The sequence below is a fragment of the Enterobacter cloacae complex sp. genome, assembly GCF_900322725.1.
In the GTDB taxonomy this organism is placed as follows: domain Bacteria; phylum Pseudomonadota; class Gammaproteobacteria; order Enterobacterales; family Enterobacteriaceae; genus Enterobacter; species Enterobacter quasihormaechei.
Genome location: NZ_LT991957.1, coordinates 3,547,901 through 3,574,445, shown reverse-complemented (window position 1 = coordinate 3,574,445; position 26,545 = coordinate 3,547,901). Strand labels below are relative to the sequence as shown.

Sequence of the window (26,545 nt, the reverse complement as noted above, 5' to 3'; positions counted from 1 at the left end):
GGCGGATTTTTTACTGGCTCACCGAAGTGATTAGAAGCGGTAACCTACGCCCGCAATCCAGGTGCCAACGTCAACGTTGCGGATACGGCTCTGCTCATAGGAGAAGTCCAGAGCAACGTTTTCGATTGGGTTGAACTGCATACCTGCGCCATAGGAGAAACCGTAGTCGCTGTTGCTAGCAGTACGGTTCAGACCCTGGTTTTCGGTCTGCTGGAATTTACCGTAGCCAACACCTACAACACCGTAGATGCTTGCCCAGTCATTCAGGCGGTAAGCAGGACCCGCAGTGATGCCGTAGTACTGACCTTTATTGTAAGAGCCATTTTCAGTACGATCTTTCTCGGTGTAAGTGAAAGAACCGATCACACCCAGCGGGTTGTTGTCTTGCTCGTAACGGTACTTCAGGTTGAAACCGTTGGTTTTGTTCATCACGCCCTGCATATCGCTCTGAGCGTAACCACCAGTTACAGTAGAAGTTGCCGCTACAGCGGTACCTGCGGAAACAGCCAGAACAGCTGCCAGTGCTGAAAGACATGCAATTTTTTTCATAACCACCTCAAATGTGCTTCAAGTAAGTCCGTAAGTTTTAAATATATCAAAAAAATCTGTGAAACTCTTTGTCATTCACGATGTCTAATGCGACCTTTCCTGTAACAGAACATTTCCAGCACCAGCTATCTTGTTCAAATAACTCCAGATTTTCACCTTCAAACGCTAATAGTGCGCGTCATCGCCAGAAAGTTCATCCAGATTATTCCTAATCTTTCAGGCGATAAAAGCATCAACCTTTCCTCATTTTACGGATTTTCCCTGGATTTTTTTCAACAGTAGCTCAACCGTCGCAGCTTATTTCCATTACACTGCGACTTTTACCTCTTTTGACAAAAATTGACAGGAGAAAGGATGCCTGGTTTACCCCGTAAATCGTCGGTCTGGATGCCGGTGGTCGTCATACTTATCGCGATGATGTCCATTCAAAGCGGCGCGTCGCTGGCAAAATCGCTCTTTCCGCTGGTTGGTGCGCCGGGCGTTACGGCGCTGCGTATCGCGTTAGGCACCCTGATCCTCGTGGTTATCTTTAAGCCCTGGCGGCTACGTTTTAAAAAGGAGCAGCGCCTTCCCCTGCTCTTCTATGGGCTGGCGCTGGGAGGGATGAACTACATGTTCTACCTCTCTATTCAGACTATCCCGCTGGGGATCGCGGTTGCGCTTGAATTTACAGGCCCGCTGGCGGTTGCCCTCTTCTCTTCTCGTCGTCCGGTGGACTTTATCTGGGTCATACTGGCCGTGCTGGGGCTCTGGTTCCTGCTGCCGCTCGGTCAAAGCGTTTCACAGATCGATCTGACGGGGGCTGCTCTGGCGCTGGGCGCGGGGGCTTGCTGGGCGGTGTATATTCTCACTGGCCAGCGTGCGGGGGAAGAGCACGGCCCTGCGACGGTCGCCCTGGGCTCGCTAATTGCCGCCATCATCTTTGTCCCGATCGGCATGGCGCAGGCCACGGATTCGATCTGGCAATGGTCCATCCTGCCGGTTGGGCTGGCGGTCGCCATTCTCTCCACGGCGCTTCCCTACTCTCTGGAGATGATCGCCCTGACGCGGCTGCCTACGCGTATTTTTGGCACGCTCATGAGCATGGAGCCCGCGCTGGCCGCTATCTCCGGCATGATTTTCCTCGGCGAAACCCTGACGCTGGTGCAGACGCTGGCGCTCTGTTCCATTATCGCGGCGTCAATGGGCTCCACGCTGACCATGCGCCCGGAACCAAAAGTTGAAAAAATAGACCTCAACTAGCCCTTAAATTCTGCATGGCTTACCGGCCATGCAGAATAGAGGTCTCGTCCGCGCTTCAAATAATTTCTTACAAACTCTCTTATATTGCCAAAATATTTCAGCTGCCCGCCTTGTCTGGGAAGGAATTAAGATTGATCTGCATCAATTTATATAAAACATATAAAAGTCAGCAAGTTAAAACTTCAACCCGCCTTTCGCTATTAAACCAATAGGCAGAGCCAAACCGCAGGGAAAAAATCCGGTGCTATACTTAATCCCGTAATTACCTGGGACACAAACATCAAGAGGATATGAGATTATGAGTACCGCTAAACTGGTGAAAACGAAAGCGTCTAATCTGCTTTATACCCGTAACGATGTATCGGATAGCGATAAAAAAGCGACCATTGAGTTGCTGAATCGCCAGGTGGTCCAGTTCATCGATCTTTCGCTGATCACCAAGCAGGCCCACTGGAATATGCGCGGTGCAAACTTTATTGCCGTTCATGAAATGCTGGATGGCTTCCGCACAGCACTGGTGACTCACCTGGATACCATGGCCGAACGCGCCGTACAGCTGGGCGGTGTGGCGCTGGGTACCACGCAGGTGATCAACAGCAAAACGCCACTGAAAAGCTATCCGCTGGATATCCATACCGTTCAGGATCACCTGAAAGAGCTGGCGGACCGTTACGCGATCGTCGCGAACGACGTGCGTAAAGCGATTGGCGAAGCGAAAGATGAAGACACTGCGGATATCTTTACCGCTGCCTCCCGCGACCTGGATCAATTCCTGTGGTTTATCGAGTCCAACATCGAATAATCCCTGCGGATTGTCTGAATAACCCTCGCCCACGGCGGGGGTTTTGCACATTTATGGTGCGCACTTTTGCCCGCAATGGTCGCAAAAGTGAATGAAATGTAATAATCACCTCACACAACCGTTAACGGAAGATTGTTTTTTCGTCAGATTCTGCGCTAAATATCCCCCTGTCAGAAGACCTTAACGAAGCGCACCAAAACGGTGCTCCATTCTGGTGCAAGATGACAGGATTGCCACGCTTTTTGTGCAATGCGTGACATCATCCCCTTTGCAAAACAACAGCTTGTAAAACTGGCATGATTTTTTCATTGTGCCAGAGGTTCTCGCAGGGGATCGCCCCGTGGATATAAAAGGAAATGCTATGAAGTCTGTATTAAAAGTTTCACTGGCTGCACTTACCCTGGCGTTTGCGGTGTCCTCGCAGGCCGCCGACAAACTTGTTGTGGCGACTGACACGGCGTTCGTACCGTTTGAATTCAAACAGGGTGACAAATACGTTGGTTTTGACGTCGATCTGTGGGCCGCTGTCGCAAAAGAACTCAAGCTGGATTACACCCTGAAGCCAATGGACTTCAGCGGTATCATCCCGGCGCTGCAAACCAAAAACGTTGACCTGGCGCTGGCGGGCATCACCATCACCGAAGAACGTAAAAAAGCGATCGACTTCTCTGACGGCTACTACAAAAGCGGCCTGCTGGTGATGGTAAAAGCGGATAACAACGACGTCAAAAGCGTGAAAGATCTCGACGGTAAAGTGGTCGCCGTGAAGAGCGGCACCGGTTCCGTGGATTACGCGAAAGCCAACATCAAAACCAAAGACCTGCGTCAGTTCCCGAACATCGACAACGCGTATATGGAACTGGGCACCAACCGCGCTGACGCGGTGCTGCACGATACGCCTAACATTCTGTACTTCATCAAAACCGCAGGTAACGGCAAGTTCAAAGCGGTAGGCGATTCTCTGGAAGCACAGCAGTACGGTATTGCGTTCCCGAAAGGCAGCGACGACCTGCGTAATAAAGTGAACGGCGCGCTGAAAACCCTGAAAGAGAACGGCACCTATAACGAAATCTACAAAAAATGGTTCGGTACCGAGCCTAAATAACTTTACCTGAATTCAGGTTTGTAACGCCCGGTGGCGCTCACGCGCGCCGGGCCTACGTTTTTCGTTTTTCACCACGGTATACAGGAATACATCATGCAGTTTGACTGGAGCGCCATCTGGCCTGCCATTCCTCTCTTGCTTGAAGGCGCTAAAATGACCCTGTGGATTTCGGTCCTCGGTCTGGTTGGCGGGTTGATTATCGGTCTGGTGGCCGGTTTCGCTCGTACCTACGGCGGCTGGATTGCAAACCACATCGCACTGGTTTTCATCGAAGTGATCCGCGGCACCCCCATTGTGGTGCAGGTCATGTTTATCTACTTCGCCCTGCCGATGGCCTTCACCGACCTGCGCATTGACCCGTTCAGCGCAGCCGTTGTCACCATCATGATCAACTCCGGCGCCTACATTGCGGAAATCACCCGCGGCGCGGTGCTGTCGATTCATAAAGGCTTCAGCGAAGCCGGTCTGGCGTTAGGCCTTTCCCGTCGCGAAACCATCCGTCACGTGATACTGCCGCTGGCGCTGCGCCGCATGCTGCCGCCGCTGGGTAACCAGTGGATCATCAGCATTAAAGACACCTCGCTGTTTATTGTCATCGGCGTGGCCGAGCTGACCCGTCAGGGCCAGGAGATCATCGCGGGTAACTTCCGCGCCCTGGAAATCTGGAGTGCGGTCGCCGTTGTCTACCTGATTATCACGCTTGTCCTGAGCTTTGTTCTGCGTCGTCTTGAAAGAAGGATGAAAATCCTGTGATTGAATTTAAAAACGTTTCCAAGCACTTCGGCCCAACCCAGGTGCTGCACAATATCGATTTGAACATCAGGCAGGGCGAAGTGGTGGTGATCATCGGGCCGTCCGGTTCCGGTAAATCCACCCTGCTGCGCTGCATTAACAAGCTCGAGGAGATCACCAGCGGCGATCTGATCGTCGATGGCCTGAAGGTTAACGATCCGAAAGTGGACGAGCGCCTGATCCGCCAGGAAGCGGGCATGGTATTCCAGCAGTTCTACCTGTTCCCGCACCTGACGGCGCTGGAAAACGTCATGTTTGGCCCCCTGCGCGTGCGCGGAGCCAGCAAAGCGGCGGCGGAAACGCTGGCCAAAGATCTGCTGGCGAAAGTGGGTCTGGCAGAGCGTGCCCACCACTACCCGTCAGAGCTGTCCGGCGGCCAGCAGCAGCGCGTGGCCATTGCCCGTGCGCTGGCGGTGAAGCCAAAGATGATGCTGTTTGATGAGCCCACGTCCGCGCTCGACCCGGAGTTGCGTCACGAAGTACTGAAAGTGATGCAGGATCTGGCGGAAGAAGGCATGACGATGGTGATCGTGACCCACGAAATCGGCTTTGCCGAAAAAGTGGCGTCTCGTCTGATCTTCATTGATAAGGGCCGTATCGCGGAAGACGGCAATCCGCAGGCGCTGATTGCGAACCCACCGAGCCAGCGTCTCCAGGAATTCCTGCAACACGTCTCCTGATAGCCACACACTGAGCCGGGCATGCCCGGCTTTTTTACGCCGGATTGTTCCCAAAAACTCCCCTCCGCGTCTCGCCCTCTATACTTATCATTTTGCACGATATTTTTGTCGGAGGACGCCGTGCCGTGGATCCTGTTACTCCTGTTTAGCCTGTTTAGCCTGTTTAGCGCGCCATCGCTCGCTGTAACCATTCCCGGCGTCACCACCGGAGCCACCGCCACCCAGCAAAATGCGGCCCCAGAACCCGACGCTGAAAAGAAAAAAGCTGCCTACAGCGCGCTTGCCGACGTGCTTGAGAACGACACGTCCCGGCAGGAGCTGATCGATCAGCTGAGGAAGGTGGCCGCCACGCCGCCTCAGGATCCGGTTCCGACCATAGCGCCGCCGGAAGCCGAAGAAGAAAAGACGGTGCTGGAAAACGTCACCGACATCAGCCGCCGCTACGGGGAAGCCCTGTCGTCGCGTTTTGCCCAGCTCTATCGCAACCTGATTGGCACCTCGCATAAGCCTTTTAACCCCCACACCTTCTCCGCAGCCGCCACGCAGTTTTCTATTCTGGCGGGTGCGGTATTTATCTTTTACTGGCTGCTGCGCCTGTGCGTCTGGCCGCTCTACCGGAAGATGGGCCAGTGGGGGCGTAAAAAGAATCAGCATAAAAGCAGCTGGCTGCACCTCCCGGCCATGATTACCGGGGCCTTTATCATCGATTTGCTGCTGCTGGCGCTGACGCTTTTTGTCGGTCAGCTGCTGGCCGACCGTCTTAATACCGGGAATAAAACCATCGCCTTCCAGCAGGGGCTGTTCCTGAACGCCTTTGCCCTGATCGAGTTCTTTAAGGCGCTGCTGCGGCTAATATTCTGCCCGAACGTGCCGGATCTTCGCCCCTTCGCCATTCAGGATCGGAGCGCCAAATACTGGGCGGTGCGGCTGAGCGTGCTGAGCGGATTGATTGGCTACGGCCTGCTGGTCGCCGTGCCGATTATCTCCAACCAGGTGAACGTGCAGTTCGGCGCGCTGGCGAACGTGCTGATCATGCTCTGCATTACCGTCTGGGCGCTGTACCTCATCTTCCACAATAAAAAGGCCATCACCGACAGCCTGCTGAACCTGGCCGATCGCTCCCTCTCCTTTTTCAGCCTGTTTATTCGGGCCTTTGCGCTGGTGTGGCACTGGCTGGCCAGCGCCTATTTTATCGTGCTGTGCTTCTTCTCCCTGTTCGATCCGGGCAACAGCCTGAAATTTATGATGGGGGCGACGTTCAAAAGCCTGGCGATTATCGGCATAGCGGCGTTTGTTTCTGGCCTGCTTTCCCGCTGGCTGTCGAAAACCATCACCCTGTCGCCGCAGGTTCAGCGGAATTACCCGGAGCTGCAAAAACGGGTAAATGGCTGGACGTCGGTGTCGCTGAAGGTGGCGCGCATTCTGACCGTCTGCGTGGCCATCATGCTGCTGCTGAACGCGTGGGGCCTGTTTGACTTCTGGAACTGGCTGCATAACGGCGCGGGGGAAAAGACCGTCGATATTCTTATTCGTATCGCGCTGATCCTGTTCTTCTCCGCCGTGGGCTGGACGCTGCTGGCAAGCCTTATTGAGAACCGGCTGGTGTCGGATGTTCACGGCAGGCCGCTGCCGAGCGCCCGCGCCCGCACGCTGCTGACCCTGTGCCGCAACGCGCTGGCGGTGATCATCAGTACCATCACCATCATGATTGTGCTGTCGGAAATCGGGGTTAATATCGCCCCGCTGCTGGCAGGTGCCGGTGCGCTGGGGCTGGCGATCTCCTTCGGCTCACAGACGCTGGTTAAAGATATTATCACCGGCGTTTTCATCCAGTTTGAGAACGGGATGAACACCGGTGATCTGGTGACCATCGGACCGCTCACCGGCACGGTGGAGCGGATGTCCATTCGTTCGGTAGGCGTGCGTCAGGATACCGGGGCGTACCACATTATTCCGTGGTCATCGATCACCACTTTTGCCAACTTTGTGCGCGGCATTGGTTCGGTGGTGGCGAATTACGACGTCGATCGTCACGAGGATGCCGATAAGGCGAAGCAGGCGCTGCGCGATGCGGTGAGCGAGCTGATGGAGATGGAGGATATTCGCGGGCTGGTGATTGGCGAGCCGTCGTTCGCGGGCATCGTCGGGCTGACGAACACCGCCTTTACCCTGCGCGTGTCGTTTACCACCCAGCCGCTAAAACAGTGGACAGTGCGCTTTGCCCTCGACAGCATGGTGAAAAAACACTTCGATCTGGCGAACGTGAGAGCGCCGGTGCAGACGTATCAGGTATTGTCGCCGCCCGCTTCGCCGCTCCCTCCGCAGGAGCCGACGCTGTAACCGAGCCGGGTGGCGGCTTCGCCTTACCCGGCCTACGATGGGGTGCTATTTGCGGCGTTTGTTATCGTCCATAAAGGTCCAGGCGATAAAGCGGCTCTGCTTCTGGCCCTGCGCCATCTCTTTTTTGACGACCTTCACCGCACCGACGTCGGTGAGCGCACGGTACAGCGGCGGCAGGTTATCGCCACGGGAGACCAGCGTGGTAAACCATTTCACCTGGCGACCGAAGCCTTTACTCTCGGTAATCATGCGCAGAATGAAGGCCACTTCCCCGCCCTCGCACCACAGCTCCTGCTGCTGGCCGCCAAAGTTTAGCGCGCCATCTTCAGCCTGACCCAGGTTACGCCGCTTGCGTTCGCTTCCCGCCCGTGCGGAGGCGGCGGAGTCGTGGAACGGGGGGTTGCACAGGGTGGCATCATAATTTTCGTTCTTGTGAATAATGCCGTTGAAAATAGCGGCCGCATCCTTCTGACGACGCAGGCGAACGGCTCGGCTTAACCCCGGATTAGCGTTAATAATGGCCTGCGCGCTGGCGAACGCTTCGTTACCAATCTCGCTGCCGGTAAATCGCCACTGGTACTCATGCGCGCCTATCAGGGGATAAATCAGGTTCGCGCCGGTACCGATATCAAGAACGGTAGCCTGTTTCGGCACTACGCCATCGTGGTCTTCCGCCAGCAGATCGGCAAGGTGGTGGACGTAATCCGCACGCCCCGGCACCGGCGGGCAGAGAAAGCCTTCAGGGATGTCCCAGTGCGTAACGCCATAAAAATGGGCCAGCAGCGCTTTGTTCAGCGTTTTAACCGCCAGCGGATCGGCGAAGTTGACCGACGGTTCACCGGCTGGGGTCTGAACGATAAAATCCTGCAACTCAGGGCAGCTCTGGCACAGGGCTTTCATGTCGTAGCGGCTACGGTGGCGGTTACGCGGGTGCAATCCCGGCTTTTGGGAAGTCATGGCATTCTCCTTTAAACAGCCGCGTAAGATACCCTGTGACGGCGCGGGGGTAAATATCTCTCTGAGCCGCACAAAAAAACGACAAAAATCAGCCACCTGTATGTCTATGATCTGTCAGCAAATTGTCAGTATTTATCGTTCAAAAAACACGCAGATCATCATCAAATTTTTGCGTTAAATCACACTCGTCAGGCTTCTAAACTAAAAAGGAATCACCTGTTGTTTCCCTGAGGATGTGAAGATGAAAACGTATTTGACCTTTATTATTGCGGGTGCGCTGGCAGGCGCATCGTTCTCTGCCTGGTCCGTTCAGCCTCTGACCGACAGCACCGACACCGGCCAGCTACGCGCTGCCGGGACTGTCTCCGTCAGCCGGGCAAGCAACCTTGATGACCTTCAGGACAAGCTGGCCGAAAAAGCCCGTCAGGAAGGGGCTAAAGGCTTCGTGGTAAATGCCGCCGGTGGCGATAACCATATGTACGGCACCGCGACTATCTATAAATAACCCACCTCCTTCCGGACTGCATCCGTCCTGCGGATGCAGTTCTCTTTCTCTGCGCCTTGACTGTGCGTTTTTTAACCCCATATTGATAATATGGCTTTAACCACTCAGGGGAACAGTATGGCTTCCGGTTGGGCGAATGACGACGCCGTTAACGAACAGATCAACAGTACCATTGAAGATGCGGTCGCGCGTGCTCGCGGCGAAATTCCGCGCGGCGAAAGTTTGACGGAATGCGAAGAGTGCGGGGAACCCATTCCCGAGGCACGGCGTAAAGCCATTCCGGGTGTACGGCTTTGCATCGCCTGCCAGCAGGAGAAAGATTCAAAAAACGCTTCACATTCAGGATATAATCGCAGAGGATCGAAAGACAGCCAGTTACGTTGACTTTCCTTTACCGAAGCTAACCCCACTTGCCGCTTCCTTTACGCTCACGACTTTTAGCGAAGCGCGTAGCAAAACGTGCCCTTGTCATCCGTTCTGTAAAGCGCTTCAGCAAGAAGTGTAAATCGTGCGTCTGAATTTATTAATAATCAATAAGTTATTTGTCATTCAAATTTTTTGAGTAACCACGTCAATTCTCTTCGATTTTATCTCTCGCAAAAAAGCGTGATACTTATCACATCGACGGAACATCGTCCCCTTAACAGAATAACCTGCGAGAACTTAGCCATGAAAACGATCAAATATGCTGTTGCTGCTGTTGCCCTGTCCGCCCTCTCTTTCGGCGCTTTCGCTGTAGAGCCTGTTTCTTCTACTCAGGCACAGAATCTGAATAAAATCGGTGTGGTGAGTGCAGAAGGCGCAACCACGCTGGACGGTCTGGAAGCAAAACTGGCTGAGAAAGCAGCGGCTGCCGGCGCAAGTGGATACACCATTACCTCCGCTAACGGTAATAACAAACTGAGCGGTACTGCGGTTATCTACAAATAATCGAACGAATTTTGCTCCACCCTCACCCTCCCTCTGGTGAGATGCTCCAACCCTCATTGACCCTGTTGTTGTTACCCTTTGTTTGCCCGTCCGCCACTGGACGGGCTTTTTTTTATTTAAAAGGACTGCGCCACGCGCTGCATTCCGGCTTCCACCGTCTCCACTTCTCCCGTAGCCAGCAGGCAGCAGGCCATTTGCAGCCGGATCGACTGCGGAACCGGCACCTTTCCGGCCAGACACTGCACGATCCAGTGCGCGGTAACCTGCGGATCTTTCGATTCAGGCAGAATGACATCGCTGCTTTCTTCTCCACGTTCAAGCACAACGCGGGTCCCGGCAGGCTCAATGAGCATCATCTGCGGACAACGCTGGGGATTGGCGTAAACCTCCCCTTCGGTTCCATGCATCAGCAGCGCCCGCCCACCGATTTCGGCAAAAAATTGCCCGACGCGCGTCACGTACTCCGGATGGGAGACGCTGGAAAGACGCAGCGCGGCGTCTTCGGCAAACGGCGTCACCAGCTTTGCCAGCGTGTGAGCGCTGTTACGTACGCCCATGCGCCAGCGCATGTCCAGTTGCTTTTCCAGCGGCGGGCAGAGCGCACTCACGGGGATATAAACCGGCTGGTTCCCTTCAAGCTTTGCCTGCGCCTGGCCGGCATGGAGGGTCGGTTCGATGCCTAACAGCTCAAGAATGGTTTCTGTCAGCACGCGCGTCGGATCTTCGCTCACGCCATGGACCACCACCGGGAAACCGAGCTTCTGCAACAGAATAGCCAGCAGCGGCGTGAGGTTTGCCTGTTTACGCGCGCCGTTATAGGTCGGGATCACAATCGGCATCGGCTTCGTGACGGGCGGGGTTAAGCGCATTGTCTGCGACTGCATGGCCTCATAAAAGCCGCGCATCTCCGCCTCACCTTCCCCTTTAATACGCAGCGCAATCAGTATGCCGCCCATTTCCAGTTCCGGCACGTCGCCATTCAGCATGTGCGTGTACAACGCACGGGCTGTTTCCTGGTCCAGATCGCGAGCGTGGTTTTTTCCACGCCCTACCTCTTTGATAATTTTGCGGTAATCCACGACATTTCTCCTGACTGCATCATCTTGTTAACAATATAGCCCTGATGACTGGCTGGCCGTTAGTTTTTTATCAGGCAAGGCAACCTTCTGTTTTGATGATAAAAAATAAACACAACCTTTTTTTCAATTATTTGTGATTTCTATGGCTAATTCATAACCATACATTTTTTGATTAAATAACCCACGGAAAGTCATTAAGGGTCAACGGTGAAACGTCCAGGCAACGTTCTCGCCAGAAACATATCAGGATTTGCTATGAACAAGGTTGCTTTAGGTTTAATCATCGCCGCAGCGGTGGGATGTTCTGCGTCCACGTTTGCGGCAACAAACGGTGAAGGACAAATAAACTTCACCGGGGAAATTATCGATTCTGCTTGTCAGGTCGTGAATGGATTAAGTAATCCATTAAATGTGCAGTTGGGTAAAGTGTCTAAAACGGTATTTACCGGTGCAGGCTCTACCAGCACCTTAACGCGGTTTGATATTAAGTTAACGAATTGCCCTGACACGGTCACCTCCGCTGCGATTAATTTCGGCGGTAAGCCGGATGCGAATAACAATTCAACGCTTGCCTTAACGCCAGATACCGATGCGGCGACGGGCGTGGCGATTCAGCTGGTGGATGCGTCAGAGCAGCCGGTCAGCCTGTATACGCCGTCGCAGCAGTATCAATTAACCTCCGGTACGGCGGTTAACGATCTGGAGTTCGGCGCGCGTTATATTCAAACCGGCGCGGCAATTACCGCAGGCCCCGCTAACTCTGTATCGACCTTCACCGTTATTTATAACTGATCTTATCAATCCGGAGAGAGTAATGCTTTTGCGAGCATTACTCTCTCCTCTATTAATTGAGAAATCTTTATGCGCCACGGTTATTTACTGAGCACGCTTTTACTGGTAGCCGCCACTTCACATGCAGGCGTCATTATTAATGGCACCCGGCTGGTCTATCAGGGAGATAAGAAGGAATCTTCTCTTGGTCTTTCAAATCCAGATGCGACGGATTATCTGGTGCAGTCCTGGGTCGATTCCGGCGGTAAAAACCAGGCCAAAGCCCCGTTCCTGATCACCCCGCCGCTTTTCCGTCTGGATGCGCAGGAAGATAACGTTCTGCGCGTGGTGCGTACGGGCGGAAATTTACCGGAAGACAGGGAATCCCTGTACTGGTTGAACATTAAAGCGATCCCTTCTTCAAAGCACGTTGAGGGCGTGAATACGCTGCAAATTGCAATCAACACCCGCATTAAACTGCTGTATCGCCCGTCTGCGGTAAAAGGCCGACCGGAAGATGTGGCGGATAAACTTGAATGGCATCGCGAAGGCAACGACCTGGTGGTGAATAACCCTACGCCCTTCTATATGAATTTCCAGACCGTCACGCTGAATGGTCAGAAAGTCACGAAAGCGACCTGGGCCGTTCCGAAAACGGAAACGCATTTTGCCTTACCGGGTAATGTCGGGGGCGCGAACGTGACGTATTCCATTATTACTGATTACGGCAGCATCAGCCATACGTTCTCGAAATCCGTTCATTAATACTTCCCCGGTAATAAAATAATCATGTACAGCGATAAAAAGCCGTTCACCTGCCGAATTTCTTCATTGCTGGTCATTCTTTGTGGCCTGGCAATGGCGATCTTTGCCCAGCAGGTAATGGCTGATGATTATTTTAACCCTGCCCTGCTGGATATTGATAATCCCCAGCAGGGAAAAACCGATCTGTCCGTTTATGAAAAAGGGCCCGGCCAGGCACCGGGAAAATATGAGGTCGCGGTGTTTATCAATAATAATAAAATTGATACACGCAACGTGACCTTTACGCTTGAGAAAGATCCGCAGGGCAACGGCACGCTGCAACCTTGTTTTAGCCTGGACGATTTAAAAAGTCTCGGTATCAAGACCAAAAAATTTCCGCAGCTGATGGCCAAAGGCCAGTGCGCCAATTTACGCGTCATCCCTGCGGCATCCGCAACCTTTCGCGTTCGCAACCAGCAGCTGCTGCTGAGCATTCCTCAAACGGCGCTGGGCCAGGTGCCTCGCGGTTACATTGACCCGAAAGCGTTTGACGAAGGCATCACTGCGGGCCTGCTTAACTACAGCGCAAATGCCAGCCACAGCCGTGCACGTCAGCGCGGCGAGCAGGATAACAGCAGCCAGTACGTTAACCTGCGTCCGGGTTTGAACGTTGGCGCATGGCGCATTCGCAACTATTCCACCTGGAATCGCAGCACCACGGGTAAGGAGGAGGAACAGAAATTCACCTCCGTTTATACCTATGCGCAGCGCGATATTGTGGCGATGAAAAGCGACGTCACCGTCGGCCAGAGCTCATCGCCTGCCGATGTTTTTGACAGCGTGCCCTACACCGGCGTGGAGCTGAAATCCGACAACGACATGCTGCCGGACAGCGAGAAAGGCTATGCGCCCATTATTCGCGGCACTGCCCACAGCAACGCGCTGGTGGTGGTTCGCCAGAACGGCTACGTCATTTATCAAAACACGGTCGCGCCGGGCGCGTTCGAAATTAACGATCTTTACCCCACCGGAAGCAGCGGCGACCTCCAGGTGACCGTGAAAGAGACCGACGGCAGCGAAAGCCATTTCGTGGTGCCGTTTGCCTCCGTGCCGGTATTGCAGCGTGAGAAAAACCTGCGCTACAGCGTGACCGCCGGACGCTATCGTTCTTATGACAAAGACGTGGAAAAGACTCCGTTTGCCCAGGGCAGCGCCATCTACGGTTTACCCTACGGTGTTACCGCCTACGGTGGCGTGCAGCAGAGCAGCCATTATCAGTCTCAGGCGGTCGGCGTCGGGAAAAACATGGGCGATTTAGGCGCCTTCTCCATTGACGTCACCCGCGCCAAAGCCCTGCTGAAAAAACAGCAGGCCAGCAAAGGCCAGTCGTGGCGCGTGCGCTACAGCAAAGATATCGTCCAGTCAGGCACTAACTTCTCGCTGGCCGGCTATCGCTATAACAGCAAAGGGTTTTACACCCTGGAAGACACCATGGAGTCCTATACCCGCGCTGACGACTGGTCTGCACCGCAGCAGCGCCGCGCCCGCACCGAAGCCACCGTTGACCAGACGCTGCCGGAAGGCTGGGGGTCCCTGACCCTGAGCCTGGTGAAAGAGACCTACTGGAGCCAGAGCCAGAACATGACCTCCGTGAGCGTCAGCTACAACAACAGCTGGCACGGCGTGAGCTACAGCCTCAGCTACAGCATGAACAAAAACACCAACGACAGTGACGAAGACGGCAATGAGGTGACGAACGATAACCAGTTCGCGCTGAGCGTCTCGGTTCCGCTGGATCGCTGGATGCATAACACCTGGGCCACGTACAACCTGAACAACACCAAAGAGGGCACCACGCAGAACATCGGTCTGAACGGTACGGCCCTGAAAGAGGACAACCTGAACTGGAACATTCAGGAAGGGCTGAGCAGTACCGGCAGCGGTAACTCCACCAGCCTTAACGCCGATTACAAAGCAACGTATGGCGAACTGAGCGGCGGCGTCAGTCAGGATAAATATCAGCAGAGCGTGAACGTCGGGCTACAGGGCGGCGTGGTGGCCCACGCAAACGGGATAACCCTGAGCCAGCCGCTCGGGGAGACCATCGCGCTGGTGAAAGCGCCGGGCACGCACGGGACGCACATCACTAACCAGACCGGCGTTGAAACCGACTTCCGCGGTTACACCGTCGTGCCGTTCGTCACTGCGTATCGCCACAACACCATTGCGCTGGATACTGAAACGCTGCCGGACGACGCCGACGTCACCCACGCGGCGCAGATCGTCACCCCAACCCGCGGGGCCGTGGTGCGCGCCAGCTTTAACACTCGCGTGGGCAACCGCGTGCTGATGACGCTCACGCACAACGGCAAACCGCTGCCGTTCGGCGCGACGGTCACCACGGAGGATAAGGACAGCGAATTTATCGTCGGTAATGACGGCCAGACCTATCTCTCAGGTCTGCCGCAGCAGGGGCATCTCGCCGTTTCCTGGGGACAGGACGCGAGCGAGCGCTGCATCGCTGACTATGCGCTAACGGATGAGAAAGAGAAAACCAGCATCATTAACGCTGCCGCGCAGTGTCACTGATCCACCGTTCAGGCTAACGATTATGCAAATGATTAAACAGTGCTTTTTCTTACTGGTTCTCGGGACCGCGGCGTTATTTATGCCGCACGCGAAGGCAACCTGTACGTCGTCCGATTTGCCCCGGCAGATTAACGTCGCCGCCATCTCCGTCTCCAGCACCCTGCCCGTGGGCGCCACTATTCCGGGGACGGAACAAACCGTTCACGTAGCGGGTAACTGCTATAACCCTTCTGACTACGGGCTGCCGATTGTGGCGTGCTACTACGGCTCGGGTCTCGAAATACCGGGGCTCTCCGGCGTTTATGAGTCGGGCGTTGAGGGCGTTGGCGTGGCGCTGATGAATGATAAAGGCCAGCGAATTACCGGCGCGGGAGGTATTTACTGTAATTCCACCGCCACGCCGCTCGGGTTTGTTTCAACGGATTCCAGCGAGGCGTTCAATTTTAACGTGACGCTGGAACTGGTTAAAACGAGCGATACGGTGAAATCCGGCTCGCTTTCTCAGGCGCAGTCAAAGTTTGGCATCGGCGTTTATCAACATGAAGGCATCAGCGATCCGAACACCCTTTCCTATGCCGGGAACGTTGAACTTCAGAACGTGACCTGCTCCGTCCTGCCGAAAAACCTGACCGTAAACCTGGGCGATTTCCCGGTGAGCGATTTTGTCAGCGTCGGGATGCTGTCAAGTCCGGCGCAAAACTTTGACGTTACGGTGAACTGCAACAGCACCGTGCAGCCAGAGGTTAAGGTCACCAGCGCCAACGGCTATGAATCGGCGTTCGAAGGGGTGCTTAAGCTCACACAGCAGACCGGCGTGGCAACCGGCGTCGGGGTGAGAATGCTATTTGATGACCATATCGCCACCTTTGATACCTATGTGAACACGCAAAGCGAGGCCATTGCCAACGAAACGCTGGTGATCCCGTTTGAGGTTCGTTACGAGCAGGTCAGCGATGTCGTTACGCCAGGACCTGCCAACACCGTTGCCACCATCACCCTCGCCTATAAGTGACCGACATGAAAAAGCGTATTGCGATTCTGGCGCTGGGGCTGATCGCCCAGGCCCACGCCGACGATATCCAGATCCAGATTAACGGGAATATTTACGCCAACACCTGCATCATTGACAGCGCCAGCCGCAACCTGACGGTAGATTTAGGCCAGGCGGTGTCGGGCAGTTTTAAAGACGTGGGGGATACCGGCGAGTGGAAAGACTTTTCGCTCTCGGTGTCGCACTGCCCGGCTACGCTTGCGCTTGCCACGGCCTATTTCTACGGCCAGGCCGACAGCGTGCACCCGACGAAATTCGCCAATATCGGCAGCGCAAAAGGGCTGGCGCTGGAGCTGGCCGACCGTCAGGACAAGATCCTGATTGCCCCGCAGGCCGCCTTTAACGCCGCCATTAACCCGAGTGACCACACGGCCACGTTCCCGCTGTCCGCACGCTACTACGCCACGGCCATGCCCGTCACCGCCGGCACGTTCAGCAGCGTGATTCAGGTGACCTTCACTTACCAGTAGGACCGCGCCCCTTAGCACGGATGCTTTTCCTGCGCCCGGCGGCCAGTTTTGCCGGGCGTTTTTTTACCTCCGGCACCTCCGGCTGCTCAATCGGGAAGATCGGCAGCGCGTTCAGCAGCCGCTGACCGTAGCTTTTGGTGAGCAGACGCTTGTCGTAGATCACCACTTCCCCCCAGCAGCCGTGACTACGGATTAATCGCCCCACCTGCTGGATCAGGTTAAACGAGGCGGCGGGCAGGCTTTGCACCTCAAACGGATAGCGATTGAGGCTTTTCAGCCACTCGCCCTCGGTGATCACCACCGGGCTGTCGATGGGCGGGAAGGCGATTTTATGGATATGCACCTGCGTCAGGTAATCTCCCTTCAAATCCAGCCCTTCAGCAAACGACTGTAGCCCCACCAGCACGCTGCGCTCGCCGCTGTCGATGCGCTTGCGATGGGTTTCCACCAGCCGGTAACGGGGCTGGTCGCCCTGCACCAGCAGAAGCAGACGCAGGTCGGTGACGTGCTCCAGGAAACGCTGCATCGCCCGTCCGCTGGCAAACAGCACCAGCATGCCGGGGTATTTTTTGCTCTCGACCTGCTCGCGGAAGTAGGCCGCCATCTCCGCAATATGCTGCTCTTCGTTGTCGATAAGCGGCTCGTACTGCATGCGTGGAATGACCAGCTTGCCCTGCTCGCAGTGGTTGAACGGCGAGTCCAGCGCCACAAAGCGGTCCCCCGCTTTCTCCTTCAGGCCGCTCATCTCCTGCAACCGTGAAAAACTGTTCAGGGAGCGCAGGGTCGCCGACGTCACCACGACGTGCGGCACGCTGCGCCAGATGAGCTTTTCCAGCTGATCGGCTACGCGGATGCCCACGCAGTGGAAGAACAGGTGGGCCTGCCCGTCCCGCACCTCGCGGGTGGCCCATTTGGTGACCGGTGCGCCCGATGCCTGCGCCATGGAGGCCAGCCGCCAGAGCTTGCTCTGGGCTTCAAACATGCCCAGCGCGCGGTTCATTTGCAGCAGAATGCGGTGCAGACGCACCACGTCATGGCTACCGGTTTTCTCGCTGAGATCGTTTAAGAACATCTCCGCCAGCCCGCGCAGCTTTTCGAGGTGCTTCGCCAGCTGCTGGCAAATGTCCATCACCTCTTCCGGCAGCTCACCCATCGCAAAGCGGTGTTCCGCTTCCTGGGCGGCGGGAAGATAGAGGTTGAGGATGTTATTGAGCGAGGAGATAAGGCCGTACACCTCTTCGCAGTGCTCGCTCAGCCGCTCCGGGACCGCCAGCGGCGGCGTGGTTTTCGGGCGGAATTGCTCCATGCAGGTCGCCACCAGCTTGCAGAACAGATCCAGCTGAAGTCGAAACCACGGGGCGGTGATTTCCGCGCTCATCTCCAGCGCATCCCGCGCCACGTCAGGCAGATGGTGGCCTTCATCAAGCACCAGCAGCAGGTTTTTCGGCTCCGGGAGCACCGCCTCACTCTCCAGCGCGGCCATGACCAGCGCATGGTTGGCGACAACCACCTCCGCTTCCTGAATTTCACGTCGGGCGACGAAGAACGGGCATTCCCGGTAGTAGTGACAGTTGCGGTTCAGGCAGCTGGCTTTATCGGTGCTGAGCCTGCGCCACAGGTCGTCGCCGATCGCCTGGCTGGTGTGATCCCGCAGGCCGTCCCACTTGTAGCCATCGAGGTCGGCCTTCAGCTTTGCGCACTGCTCCTGCTCCGCCTTGTTATTGGGCGTCAGCTCGTCATCAAGAAACGCGAGCAGATCCTGCTGCGAGGGCTCGCTGCTGGCCAGCGCCGCCAGATTGCGCGGGCAAACATACCGCCCGCGCCCAAAGGCGGCAGTGAAGCGAAGATCGGGGATGATTTTGCGCAGCAGCGGCAAATCTTTGCTGAAGATCTGATCCTGTAAGGCCACGTTCGCGGTGCTGACCACCAGCGTTTTGTCTTCTTCCCGCGCGATGGCGATGCCGGGAATGAGATACGACAGGGTTTTCCCGACGCCGGTTGGGGCTTCAATCGCCAGATGTCGCCCGTCGTCCCCGGCGAGCGTTTTTGCCACGTCGGCAATCATCTGCCGCTGCGGCGCTCGGGGGATAAAGTCGGGGATCTGCTGCTGTAGCGCCTTATACCAGGCGCCTATTTGCGCTTTCAGCGCGGCGGTTAAAGCCATTGGAAAACCTGAAATACTGTATAAACAGCCACTATTGTGGCACTTTCTCTTCGCCGCCGCAAAAAGAAAAGCCCGGCTTTACGACCGGGCTTCCAGATTACTGCGGATTAGCAGGCTTGCGCGGACGGCGTCGGCGCTGCCCCTCGCCTGCCGGTTTGCCTTCACCGCTGCGCCACGGGTTTTCACCGGCCGGCTTGCCGTCGTTATTACGACGCGGCGGTTTGCCCGCGGATTTTGGCGCGCCGCCTTCGGAACGACGCGGCTGCTGGCCACGACCGCCGCCGCCCTGACCGCGACCGCCGCCCTGACGGCCGTTCTGAATCGGCTCGGCTTTGATGGACGGGTCAACTTCATATCCCGGGGTTTCGATGCGCGGGATCTCTTTCTTCAGCAGGCGTTCAATGTCGCGCAGCAGTTTGTGTTCATCCACGCAAACCAGAGAGAGCGCTTCACCGGTTGCCGCCGCGCGACCGGTACGGCCGATACGGTGTACGTAGTCTTCCGGCACGTTTGGCAGCTCGTAGTTCACCACGTGCGGCAGCTCTTCAATATCGAGGCCACGGGCAGCGATGTCGGTCGCCACCAGCACGCGAATATCGCCAGATTTGAAGTCCGCCAGCGCTCGGGTACGCGCACCCTGGCTCTTGTTGCCGTGGATCGCCGCGCTGCGGATGCCGTCTTTATTCAGCTGTTCCGCCAGGTGGTTGGCGCCGTGCTTGGTGCGGGTAAAGACCAGCACCTGCTGCCAGTTGCCCTGACCGATCATCTGGGAGAGCAGTTCCCGCTTGCGCTTCTTATCAACGAAGTGCACGTGCTGCGACACCTGCTCAGAGGCGGTGTTGCGGCGCGCCACTTCCACTTCCAGCGGGTTATGCAGCAGCTTTTCCGCCAGCGCCTTGATCTCATCGGAGAAGGTCGCGGAGAACAGCAGGTTCTGACGACGCGCCGGCAGCTTGGCCAGCACGCGGCGAATGTCGTGAATAAAGCCCATATCCAGCATGCGGTCGGCTTCGTCCAGCACCAGGATTTCAATGCTGTCGAGCTTCACGGCGTTCTGGTGCTCCAGATCCAGCAGACGACCCGGCGTTGCCACCAGTACGTCAACGCCGCCGCGCAGCTTCATCATCTGTGGGTTAATGCTCACCCCGCCGAACACCACCAGCGAGCGAATATTGAGGTAGCGGCTGTACTCACGCACGTTCTCACCAATCTGGGCCGCCAGCTCGCGGGTTGGGGTGAGGATCAGCGCGCGCACCGGACGACGGCCTTTGGCGTGCGGCTGGTTTTTTACCAGCAGCTCTAGCAGCGGCAGGGTAAAGCCCGCAGTCTTACCGGTACCGGTCTGCGCGCTGGCCATCAGGTCACGGCCCTGCAACACGGCCGGAATGGCCTGCTGCTGGATAGGGGTTGGCTCAACGTAGCCCTGCTCTGCGATGGCGCGCAGAATTTCCGGGTTCAGACCAAGGGAATCAAAAGACATAAAAACTCCGAACCGCCCCGACCATCACAGGTGTAGTTTTCAGGGAGATATAACGAATAAGAGGACAAAAACCACAATGTCGCGAAGGTGCGGAGTGTAGCAGCTTTTGTGACGTGGCGCATAAAATATCCCCGGTGATGGCTCGACGTTTGCGGAAATCAGGCATAATCTTAATCAATCGATTGATTAATTTTTAATGACGCTATGAATACAACCCCAACGACGACCAAAGGCGAACAGGCGAAAAGTCAGTTGATTGCCGCCGCGCTGGCACAGTTTGGCGAGTATGGTCTGCATGCCACCACGCGGGATATCGCCGCCCAGGCCGGGCAGAATATTGCGGCCATTACCTACTATTTTGGTTCAAAAGAGGATTTATATCTCGCCTGCGCCCAGTGGATCGCGGATTTTATCGACACCAGCTTTCGTCCGCACGTGGAAGAGGCCACCGCGTTATTCAGCCAGCCAGAGCCGGACCGGGCGGCCATCCGCCAGCTGATCCTTAACGCCTGCCACAATATGATCCGCCTGCTGACGCACGACGATACGCTGAACCTGAGCAAATTTATCTCCCGCGAGCAGCTCTCCCCCACCGCCGCCTACCAGCTGGTGCACGATCAGGTGATCGCCCCGATGCATAGCCATCTGACCCGGCTGATCGCCGCCTATACCGGACGGGACGCCGGCGATACCGACACCATTTTGCATACCCACGCCCTGCTGGGCGAAGTGCTCGCCTTCCGTCTGGGGCGCGAGACCATCCTCTTACGTACGGGCTGGACACAGTTCGATGAGGATAAAGCCGGGCAAATCAGCCGGGTCATTACCTGTCACGTTGATCTCATCCTGCAAGGCTTAACGCAAAGGAGCCAGAAGTCATGAAAAAACCTGTCGCCATCATACTGGTGGTTGTTGTTTTGCTTGCTGCGGGAATCGGCGGCTGGCTGTGGTATCAGAGCCAGCAGGATCGCGGCCTGACGCTGTACGGCAACGTGGATATCCGCACCGTGAATATGAGCTTCCGCGTTGGCGGGCGTCTCGCCTCGCTGAGCGTTGACGAAGGCGACGCCATCAAAGCCGGGCAGACGCTGGGGATGCTGGACAAAGCCCCGTTTGAGAACGCGCTGATGCAGGCAAAAGCAGGGGTCTCCGTCGCCCAGGCGCAGTACGACCTGATGCTGGCGGGCTATCGTGACGAAGAGATCTCTCAGGCGGCGGCTGCCGTTAAGCAGGCCAAAGCCGCTTATGACTACGCGCAGAACTTCTACAACCGCCAGCAGGGGCTGTGGAAAAGCCGCACCATTTCCGCCAACGACCTGGAAAACGCGCGTTCATCCCGTGACCAGGCGCAGGCGACGCTGAAATCGGCACAGGATAAGCTCAGCCAGTACCGCTCCGGTAACCGCGCGCAAGACATCGCCCAGGCGAAGGCCAGCCTCGAGCAGGCGCAGGCGCAGCTTGCCCAGGCAGAGCTGGATCTGCACGATACCACGCTCATCGCCCCGTCTGACGGCACGCTGATGACCCGCGCCGTGGAGCCGGGCAGCATGCTCAGCGCGGGCAGCACCGTGTTGACGCTGTCCTTAACCCGTCCGGTCTGGGTGCGGGCCTACATTGATGAACCGAATCTCGGCCAGATGCAGCCGGGCCGCGAGCTGCTGCTCTATACCGACGGTCGCCCGGACAAGCCGTATCACGGTAAAGTGGGCTTCGTCTCCCCTACCGCCGAATTCACGCCGAAGACCGTGGAAACGCCGGACCTGCGCACCGACCTGGTGTATCGCCTGCGCATCATCGTCACCGACGCGGACGACGCGCTGCGTCAGGGCATGCCTGTTACCGTGACCTTAAACGACGGGGAACGACATGAATGATGCGGTTATCCAGCTCAATAATCTGGTCAAACGTTTCCCGGGAATGGACAAACCGGCGGTCGCACCGCTGAACTGCACCATTCAGAAAGGCTATGTGACCGGGCTGGTGGGGCCGGACGGCGCGGGTAAAACCACGCTGATGCGGATGCTGGCGGGCTTACTGAAGCCGGACGAGGGATCGGCCCGCGTGCTTGGCCTCGATCCGATCAAAGACGACGCGGCGCTCCACGGCATACTCGGCTATATGCCGCAGAAGTTTGGCCTGTACGAAGATCTGACGGTGATGGAAAACCTCAATCTGTACGCCGATCTGCGCAGCGTCACCGGCGAAACCCGGCAGAAAACCTTCGCCCGACTGCTCGAATTTACCTCCCTCGGCCCGTTCACCGACCGGCTGGCGGGCAAGCTTTCCGGCGGGATGAAGCAGAAGCTGGGGCTGGCCTGTACGCTGGTGGGCGAACCAAAAGTGCTGTTGCTGGATGAACCCGGCGTAGGTGTGGACCCGATTTCCCGCCGCGAGCTGTGGCAGATGGTGCACGAGCTGGCGGGTGACGGCATGCTGATCCTCTGGAGCACCTCTTACCTTGATGAAGCGGAGCAGTGCCGCGACGTGCTGCTGATGAACGAAGGCGAACTGCTCTATCAGGGCGAGCCCACCGAGCTGACGCACACCATGGCCGGGCGCAGTTTCCTGCTGCATAGTCCGCAGGAGTCCAACCGCACGCTGCTGCAACGGGTGCTGAAGCTGCCGCAGATCAGCGACGGCATGATTCAGGGCCGCTCGGTGCGCGTGATCCTCAGCAAAGAGGCGACCGCCGAGAGTATCCGCCAGGCGCAGGGGATGCCTGAGATTGAGATGCAGGAAACCGCCCCGCGCTTTGAAGATGCGTTTATCGACCTTCTGGGCGGGGCGGGAACCTCAGAATCACCGCTTGGCGCCATTCTGCATACGGTGGAAGGCACGCCGGGCGAAACGGTCATCGAGGCGAAATCGCTGACCAAAAAATTCGGCGATTTCGCCGCCACCGATAACGTCAATTTTGCGGTGAAGCGCGGCGAGATTTTCGGCCTGCTCGGGCCGAACGGGGCGGGAAAATCCACCACCTTTAAAATGATGTGCGGCCTGCTGGTGCCGACGTCCGGCAAGGCATTGGTGCTGGACATGGATCTTAAAGTCAGCTCCGGCAAGGCGCGCCAGCATCTGGGCTATATGGCGCAGAAGTTTTCGCTCTACGGCAACCTGACGGTTGAGCAAAATCTGCGATTTTTCTCCGGCGTCTACGGCCTGCGGGGGCGGGCGCAGAACGAGAAAATCGACCGCATGTGCGAGGCCTTCGGTCTGACCGATATCGCGTCACACGCTACCGACGCGCTGCCGCTTGGCTTCAAGCAGCGGCTGGCGCTGGCCTGCTCACTGATGCACGAGCCGGATATCCTGTTTCTTGATGAACCCACGTCAGGCGTGGACCCCCTCACCCGCCGCGAATTCTGGCTGCATATCAACAGCATGGTGGAAAAAGGCGTGACCGTGATGGTCACCACCCACTTTATGGATGAGGCGGAATACTGCGACCGCATCGGGCTGGTCTATCGCGGCAAGCTGATTGCCCACGGCACGCCGGACGACCTGAAAGCGCAGGCCGCCGACGACGCACAGCCAGACCCGACGATGGAGCAGGCGTTTATCACCCTCATCCACGACTGGGATAAGGAGAATGCTCATGCGCAGTAACGCCCTTTCCTGGCGCCGGGTGCGCGCCCTGTGCATCAAAGAGACGCGGCAGATCGTGCGCGATCCCAGCAGCTGGCTTATTGCGGTGGTGATCCCCCTGCTGCTGCTGTTTATCTTTGGCTACGGGATTAACCTCGACTCCAGCAAGCTGCGGGTCGGGATTTTGCTGGAGCAGCAGAGCGAAGAGGCGCTGGACTTCACCCACGCCATGACCGGCTCGCCGTACATCGACGCCACCATCAGCGACAGCCGGCAGGAACTGATCCAGAAAATGCAGGCCGGGAAAATTCGCGGCCTGATCGTCATCCCGGTGGATTTTGCCGCCAACATGGCGCGCCCGGGCGCCGATGCGCCGATCCAGGTAATTACCGACGGCAGCGAGCCGAACACCGCCAACTTTGTGCAGGGCTATGCGGAGGGGATCTGGCAGCTGTGGCAGATGCAGCGCGCCGAAGACCGGGGGGAGACGTTTGAACCGCTGATTGACGTGCAGACGCGCTACTGGTTTAACCCCGCCGCCATCAGCCAGCACTTTATTATTCCGGGGGCGGTGACCATCATCATGACGGTGATTGGCGCGATCCTCACCTCGTTGGTCATCGCCCGCGAGTGGGAGCGCGGCACCATGGAGGCGCTGCTTTCAACCGAAGTGACGCGCGTCGAGCTTTTGCTCTGTAAGCTCATCCCCTACTACTTCCTCGGCATGCTGGCGATGCTGCTGTGCATGCTGGTCGCCGTCTTTATCCTCGGCGTGCCGTACCGCGGCTCGCTGGTGCTGCTGTTCTTTATTACCAGCCTGTTTTTACTCAGCACGCTGGGGATGGGGCTGCTCATCTCCACCATCACCCGCAACCAGTTTAACGCCGCGCAGGTGGCGCTGAACGCGGCTTTTCTGCCGTCGATTATGCTCTCCGGGTTTATCTTCCAGATAGACAGCATGCCGGCGGTGATCCGCGCCGTGACCTACATCATTCCGGCGCGCTACTTTGTCAGCACCCTGCAAAGCCTGTTCCTGGCGGGGAATATCCCGGTGGTGCTGATTATCAACACCCTGTTTTTGCTGGCGTCGGCGGTGATGTTTATCGGCCTGACGTGGATGAAAACGAAAAGAAGATTAGATTAGCCATCGGATTATGTAGGTCGGGTAAGCGCAAGCGCCACCCGACAGGAGGACGACGCGATGTTTCACCGTTTATGGACATTGATCCGCAAAGAGCTGCAATCGCTGCTGCGTGAGCCGCAGACCCGCGCCATTCTGGTGCTGCCGGTGCTGCTTCAGGTTGTACTGTTTCCGTTTGCCGCCACGCTGGAGGTCACCAACGCCACCATCGCGATTTACAACGAAGACAACGGCAAGCATTCCGTCGAGCTGACCCAGCGTTTCGCCCGCGCTAAGGCCTTTACCCATGTCCTGTTGCTGAAAAGCCCGCAGGCGATCCAGCCCACCATCGACACGCAGAAAGCGTTACTGCTGGTGCGCTTCCCGGCGGATTTCTCTCGTAACCTGGACACCTTCCAGACCGCGCCGATGCAGCTTATCCTCGACGGGCGTAACTCCAACAGCGCCCAGATTGCGGCGAACTACCTGCAACAGGTGGTGAAGGATTATCAGCAGGAGCTGATGACGGGCAAACCGAAGCCCAACAACAGCGAACTGGTGGTGCGCAACTGGTACAACCCCAATCTGGACTACAAGTGGTTTGTGGTCCCGTCGCTTATCGCCATGATCACCACCATTGGCGTGATGATCGTCACCTCGCTGTCCGTGGCGCGCGAACGTGAACAGGGTACGCTGGATCAGCTGCTGGTCTCTCCGCTCGCCACCTGGCAGATATTTGTCGGCAAGGCGGTGCCGGCGCTGATCGTCGCCACCTTCCAGGCCACCATCGTGCTGGGCGTCGGGATTTGGGCCTACCAGATCCCGTTTGCCGGATCGCTGGCGCTGTTTTACTTCACGATGGTGATTTACGGCCTGTCGCTGGTCGGGTTTGGGCTGCTGATTTCCGCGCTCTGCTCAACCCAGCAGCAGGCGTTTATCGGGGTGTTTGTCTTTATGATGCCGGCGATTTTGCTATCAGGGTACGTTTCGCCTGTTGAGAACATGCCGGTGTGGTTACAGGATTTGACGTGGGTAAACCCGATTCGTCACTTCACGGATATCACCAAGCAAATCTATCTGAAGGATGCGAGTCTGGATATTGTGTGGGGAAGTTTGTGGCCGCTACTGGTCATCGCGGCCACAACGGGCTCAGTGGCCTATGCGATGTTTAGACGAAACATCGCGTAGCTTTTTCTCTTTGGTGAGCAACGACACCACTGCCGGCCCTGCGAGGATAGCCAGACCCGCCAGGGCCAGCAGCAGGTTATTTTGCAGCACGCGTGACAGCAGCCACAGGACGATCATTGCCGCACCAAAATACCAGGTCGTGGTGAGCTCTTCGAGCACATCACCCACTTCACGCCAGCGCGCGTCGTGGTGACGCTGTAAAAACAGCATCGACAGCACGGTCACGCCGTAAAGCACACATAGCCCTAAGCCCACACGCACCAGCGTGCCGCTCATCCAGCCCATTACAAGTACGGCCACGACCAGTAAATGCAACATTATCTGCCAGCAACTCAAACCGGTTGCGACACGAACGCGTTGTTGCCACTTCATGGCTTCTCTCCTGAAGGATTTTTCTCTGCT

25 protein-coding genes are annotated in these 26,545 nt (G+C 56.8%); 19 read left to right on the top strand and 6 right to left on the bottom strand.

Features of this window, described 5'->3' with window-relative positions:
* Positions 1-30: 30 nt before the first annotated feature.
* Positions 31-549, bottom strand: a complete 519-nt coding sequence (ompX, locus tag DBR02_RS17630) for an outer membrane protein OmpX (RefSeq protein ID WP_003858450.1) — start codon at positions 547-549, stop codon at positions 31-33.
* A gap of 354 nt (positions 550-903) precedes the next feature.
* On the opposite strand from ompX, the gene rhtA reads away from it, so the two are divergent.
* The 6 genes from rhtA (at position 904) to ybiO (ending at position 7,510) form a co-directional block, all read left to right on the top strand.
* Positions 904-1,791 (top strand): threonine/homoserine exporter RhtA, encoded by an 888-nt coding sequence (rhtA, locus tag DBR02_RS17625; RefSeq protein ID WP_063449278.1) that lies wholly within the window; start codon positions 904-906, stop codon positions 1,789-1,791.
* A gap of 298 nt (positions 1,792-2,089) precedes the next feature.
* Positions 2,090-2,593, top strand: a complete 504-nt coding sequence (dps, locus tag DBR02_RS17620) for a DNA starvation/stationary phase protection protein Dps (protein WP_000100801.1) — start codon at positions 2,090-2,092, stop codon at positions 2,591-2,593.
* Positions 2,594-2,954: 361 nt separating this feature from the next.
* Positions 2,955-3,698, top strand: a complete 744-nt coding sequence (gene glnH, locus DBR02_RS17610) for a glutamine ABC transporter substrate-binding protein GlnH (protein ID WP_003858455.1) — start codon at positions 2,955-2,957, stop codon at positions 3,696-3,698.
* Positions 3,699-3,791: 93 nt separating this feature from the next.
* Positions 3,792-4,451 carry a glutamine ABC transporter permease GlnP gene (glnP, locus tag DBR02_RS17605; RefSeq protein ID WP_003858462.1) on the top strand — a complete coding sequence of 220 codons (660 nt, stop codon included), beginning with the start codon at positions 3,792-3,794 and terminating at the stop codon, positions 4,449-4,451.
* Entirely contained in the window at positions 4,448-5,170 is a 723-nt protein-coding gene (glnQ, locus tag DBR02_RS17600; RefSeq protein ID WP_022647522.1) for a glutamine ABC transporter ATP-binding protein GlnQ, read from the top strand. Before glnP ends, glnQ begins: the two co-directional genes overlap by 4 nt.
* Positions 5,171-5,299: 129 nt before the next feature.
* Positions 5,300-7,510: a mechanosensitive channel protein gene (ybiO, locus tag DBR02_RS17595; RefSeq protein WP_173937208.1), complete on the top strand. Its 2,211-nt coding sequence runs from the start codon at positions 5,300-5,302 to the stop codon at positions 7,508-7,510.
* A gap of 45 nt (positions 7,511-7,555) precedes the next feature.
* Here the strand turns inward: ybiO and rlmF are convergent, their stop codons facing one another.
* The gene (rlmF, locus tag DBR02_RS17590; RefSeq protein WP_107534977.1) at positions 7,556-8,467 is read right to left on the bottom strand and encodes a 23S rRNA (adenine(1618)-N(6))-methyltransferase RlmF; all 912 of its coding nucleotides are present in this window, start codon (positions 8,465-8,467) and stop codon (positions 7,556-7,558) included.
* Positions 8,468-8,708: 241 nt separating this feature from the next.
* On the opposite strand from rlmF, the gene mcbA reads away from it, so the two are divergent.
* From mcbA to ybiJ, 3 genes are all read left to right on the top strand, one after another.
* On the top strand, positions 8,709-8,972 hold the full coding sequence (mcbA, locus tag DBR02_RS17580) for a DUF1471 family periplasmic protein McbA (protein ID WP_063866507.1): 264 nt from the start codon (positions 8,709-8,711) through the stop codon (positions 8,970-8,972).
* A gap of 117 nt (positions 8,973-9,089) precedes the next feature.
* Entirely contained in the window at positions 9,090-9,356 is a 267-nt protein-coding gene (locus DBR02_RS17575) for a DksA/TraR family C4-type zinc finger protein (protein ID WP_063449282.1), read from the top strand.
* 285 nt (positions 9,357-9,641) lie between these two features.
* Complete coding sequence (ybiJ, locus tag DBR02_RS17570) at positions 9,642-9,902, top strand: DUF1471 family protein YbiJ (RefSeq protein WP_107534976.1); 261 nt, start codon at positions 9,642-9,644, stop codon at positions 9,900-9,902.
* A gap of 116 nt (positions 9,903-10,018) precedes the next feature.
* On the opposite strand, the gene ybiB is transcribed toward ybiJ, so the two are convergent.
* Entirely contained in the window at positions 10,019-10,981 is a 963-nt protein-coding gene (gene ybiB, locus DBR02_RS17565) for a DNA-binding protein YbiB (protein ID WP_107534975.1), read from the bottom strand.
* Positions 10,982-11,236: 255 nt separating this feature from the next.
* Between ybiB and DBR02_RS17560 the strand changes: the two genes are divergently transcribed.
* From DBR02_RS17560 to DBR02_RS17540, 5 genes are all read left to right on the top strand, one after another.
* Positions 11,237-11,773 carry a fimbrial protein gene (locus tag DBR02_RS17560; protein ID WP_063449285.1) on the top strand — a complete coding sequence of 179 codons (537 nt, stop codon included), beginning with the start codon at positions 11,237-11,239 and terminating at the stop codon, positions 11,771-11,773.
* A gap of 69 nt (positions 11,774-11,842) precedes the next feature.
* Positions 11,843-12,517, top strand: a complete 675-nt coding sequence (locus DBR02_RS17555; RefSeq protein ID WP_107534974.1) for a fimbrial biogenesis chaperone — start codon at positions 11,843-11,845, stop codon at positions 12,515-12,517.
* A 24-nt stretch (positions 12,518-12,541) separates the two neighbouring features.
* Positions 12,542-15,085, top strand: coding sequence for a fimbria/pilus outer membrane usher protein (locus DBR02_RS17550; RefSeq protein WP_139158012.1), 2,544 nt, complete (start codon positions 12,542-12,544; stop codon positions 15,083-15,085).
* Positions 15,086-15,107: 22 nt separating this feature from the next.
* Positions 15,108-16,097 carry a fimbrial protein gene (locus DBR02_RS17545; RefSeq protein WP_107534972.1) on the top strand — a complete coding sequence of 330 codons (990 nt, stop codon included), beginning with the start codon at positions 15,108-15,110 and terminating at the stop codon, positions 16,095-16,097.
* Between the two features lie 5 nt (positions 16,098-16,102).
* Positions 16,103-16,606: a fimbrial protein gene (locus tag DBR02_RS17540; RefSeq protein WP_107535665.1), complete on the top strand. Its 504-nt coding sequence runs from the start codon at positions 16,103-16,105 to the stop codon at positions 16,604-16,606.
* Here DBR02_RS17540 and dinG read toward each other — a convergent pair.
* Together dinG and rhlE are read right to left on the bottom strand one after the other, a co-directional pair.
* The gene (gene dinG, locus DBR02_RS17535; RefSeq protein ID WP_107534971.1) at positions 16,593-18,770 is read right to left on the bottom strand and encodes an ATP-dependent DNA helicase DinG; all 2,178 of its coding nucleotides are present in this window, start codon (positions 18,768-18,770) and stop codon (positions 16,593-16,595) included. The genes DBR02_RS17540 and dinG overlap by 14 nt on opposite strands.
* A gap of 97 nt (positions 18,771-18,867) precedes the next feature.
* On the bottom strand, positions 18,868-20,250 hold the full coding sequence (rhlE, locus tag DBR02_RS17530) for an ATP-dependent RNA helicase RhlE (protein ID WP_107534970.1): 1,383 nt from the start codon (positions 20,248-20,250) through the stop codon (positions 18,868-18,870).
* A 204-nt stretch (positions 20,251-20,454) separates the two neighbouring features.
* Between rhlE and cecR the strand changes: the two genes are divergently transcribed.
* The 5 genes from cecR to DBR02_RS17505 are packed head-to-tail and all read left to right on the top strand — an operon-like array spanning position 20,455 to position 26,143.
* The gene (gene cecR / locus DBR02_RS17525) at positions 20,455-21,132 is read left to right on the top strand and encodes a transcriptional regulator CecR (RefSeq protein WP_107534969.1); all 678 of its coding nucleotides are present in this window, start codon (positions 20,455-20,457) and stop codon (positions 21,130-21,132) included.
* Complete coding sequence (gene hlyD / locus DBR02_RS17520) at positions 21,129-22,124, top strand: secretion protein HlyD (protein WP_107534968.1); 996 nt, start codon at positions 21,129-21,131, stop codon at positions 22,122-22,124. Before cecR ends, hlyD begins: the two co-directional genes overlap by 4 nt.
* A complete protein-coding gene (locus tag DBR02_RS17515) occupies positions 22,117-23,856 on the top strand; it encodes an ATP-binding cassette domain-containing protein (RefSeq protein WP_107534967.1) in 1,740 nt (579 codons plus the stop codon). The genes hlyD and DBR02_RS17515 overlap by 8 nt, the downstream gene beginning before the upstream one ends.
* Positions 23,846-24,979: an ABC transporter permease gene (locus DBR02_RS17510; protein WP_063449293.1), complete on the top strand. Its 1,134-nt coding sequence runs from the start codon at positions 23,846-23,848 to the stop codon at positions 24,977-24,979. The genes DBR02_RS17515 and DBR02_RS17510 overlap by 11 nt, the downstream gene beginning before the upstream one ends.
* Positions 24,980-25,036: 57 nt before the next feature.
* Complete coding sequence (locus DBR02_RS17505; RefSeq protein ID WP_063866159.1) at positions 25,037-26,143, top strand: ABC transporter permease; 1,107 nt, start codon at positions 25,037-25,039, stop codon at positions 26,141-26,143.
* Here the strand turns inward: DBR02_RS17505 and DBR02_RS17500 are convergent.
* Entirely contained in the window at positions 26,105-26,515 is a 411-nt protein-coding gene (locus DBR02_RS17500) for a YbhQ family protein (protein WP_006809522.1), read from the bottom strand. The genes DBR02_RS17505 and DBR02_RS17500 overlap by 39 nt on opposite strands.
* Between the last annotated feature and the right edge of the window lie 30 nt (positions 26,516-26,545).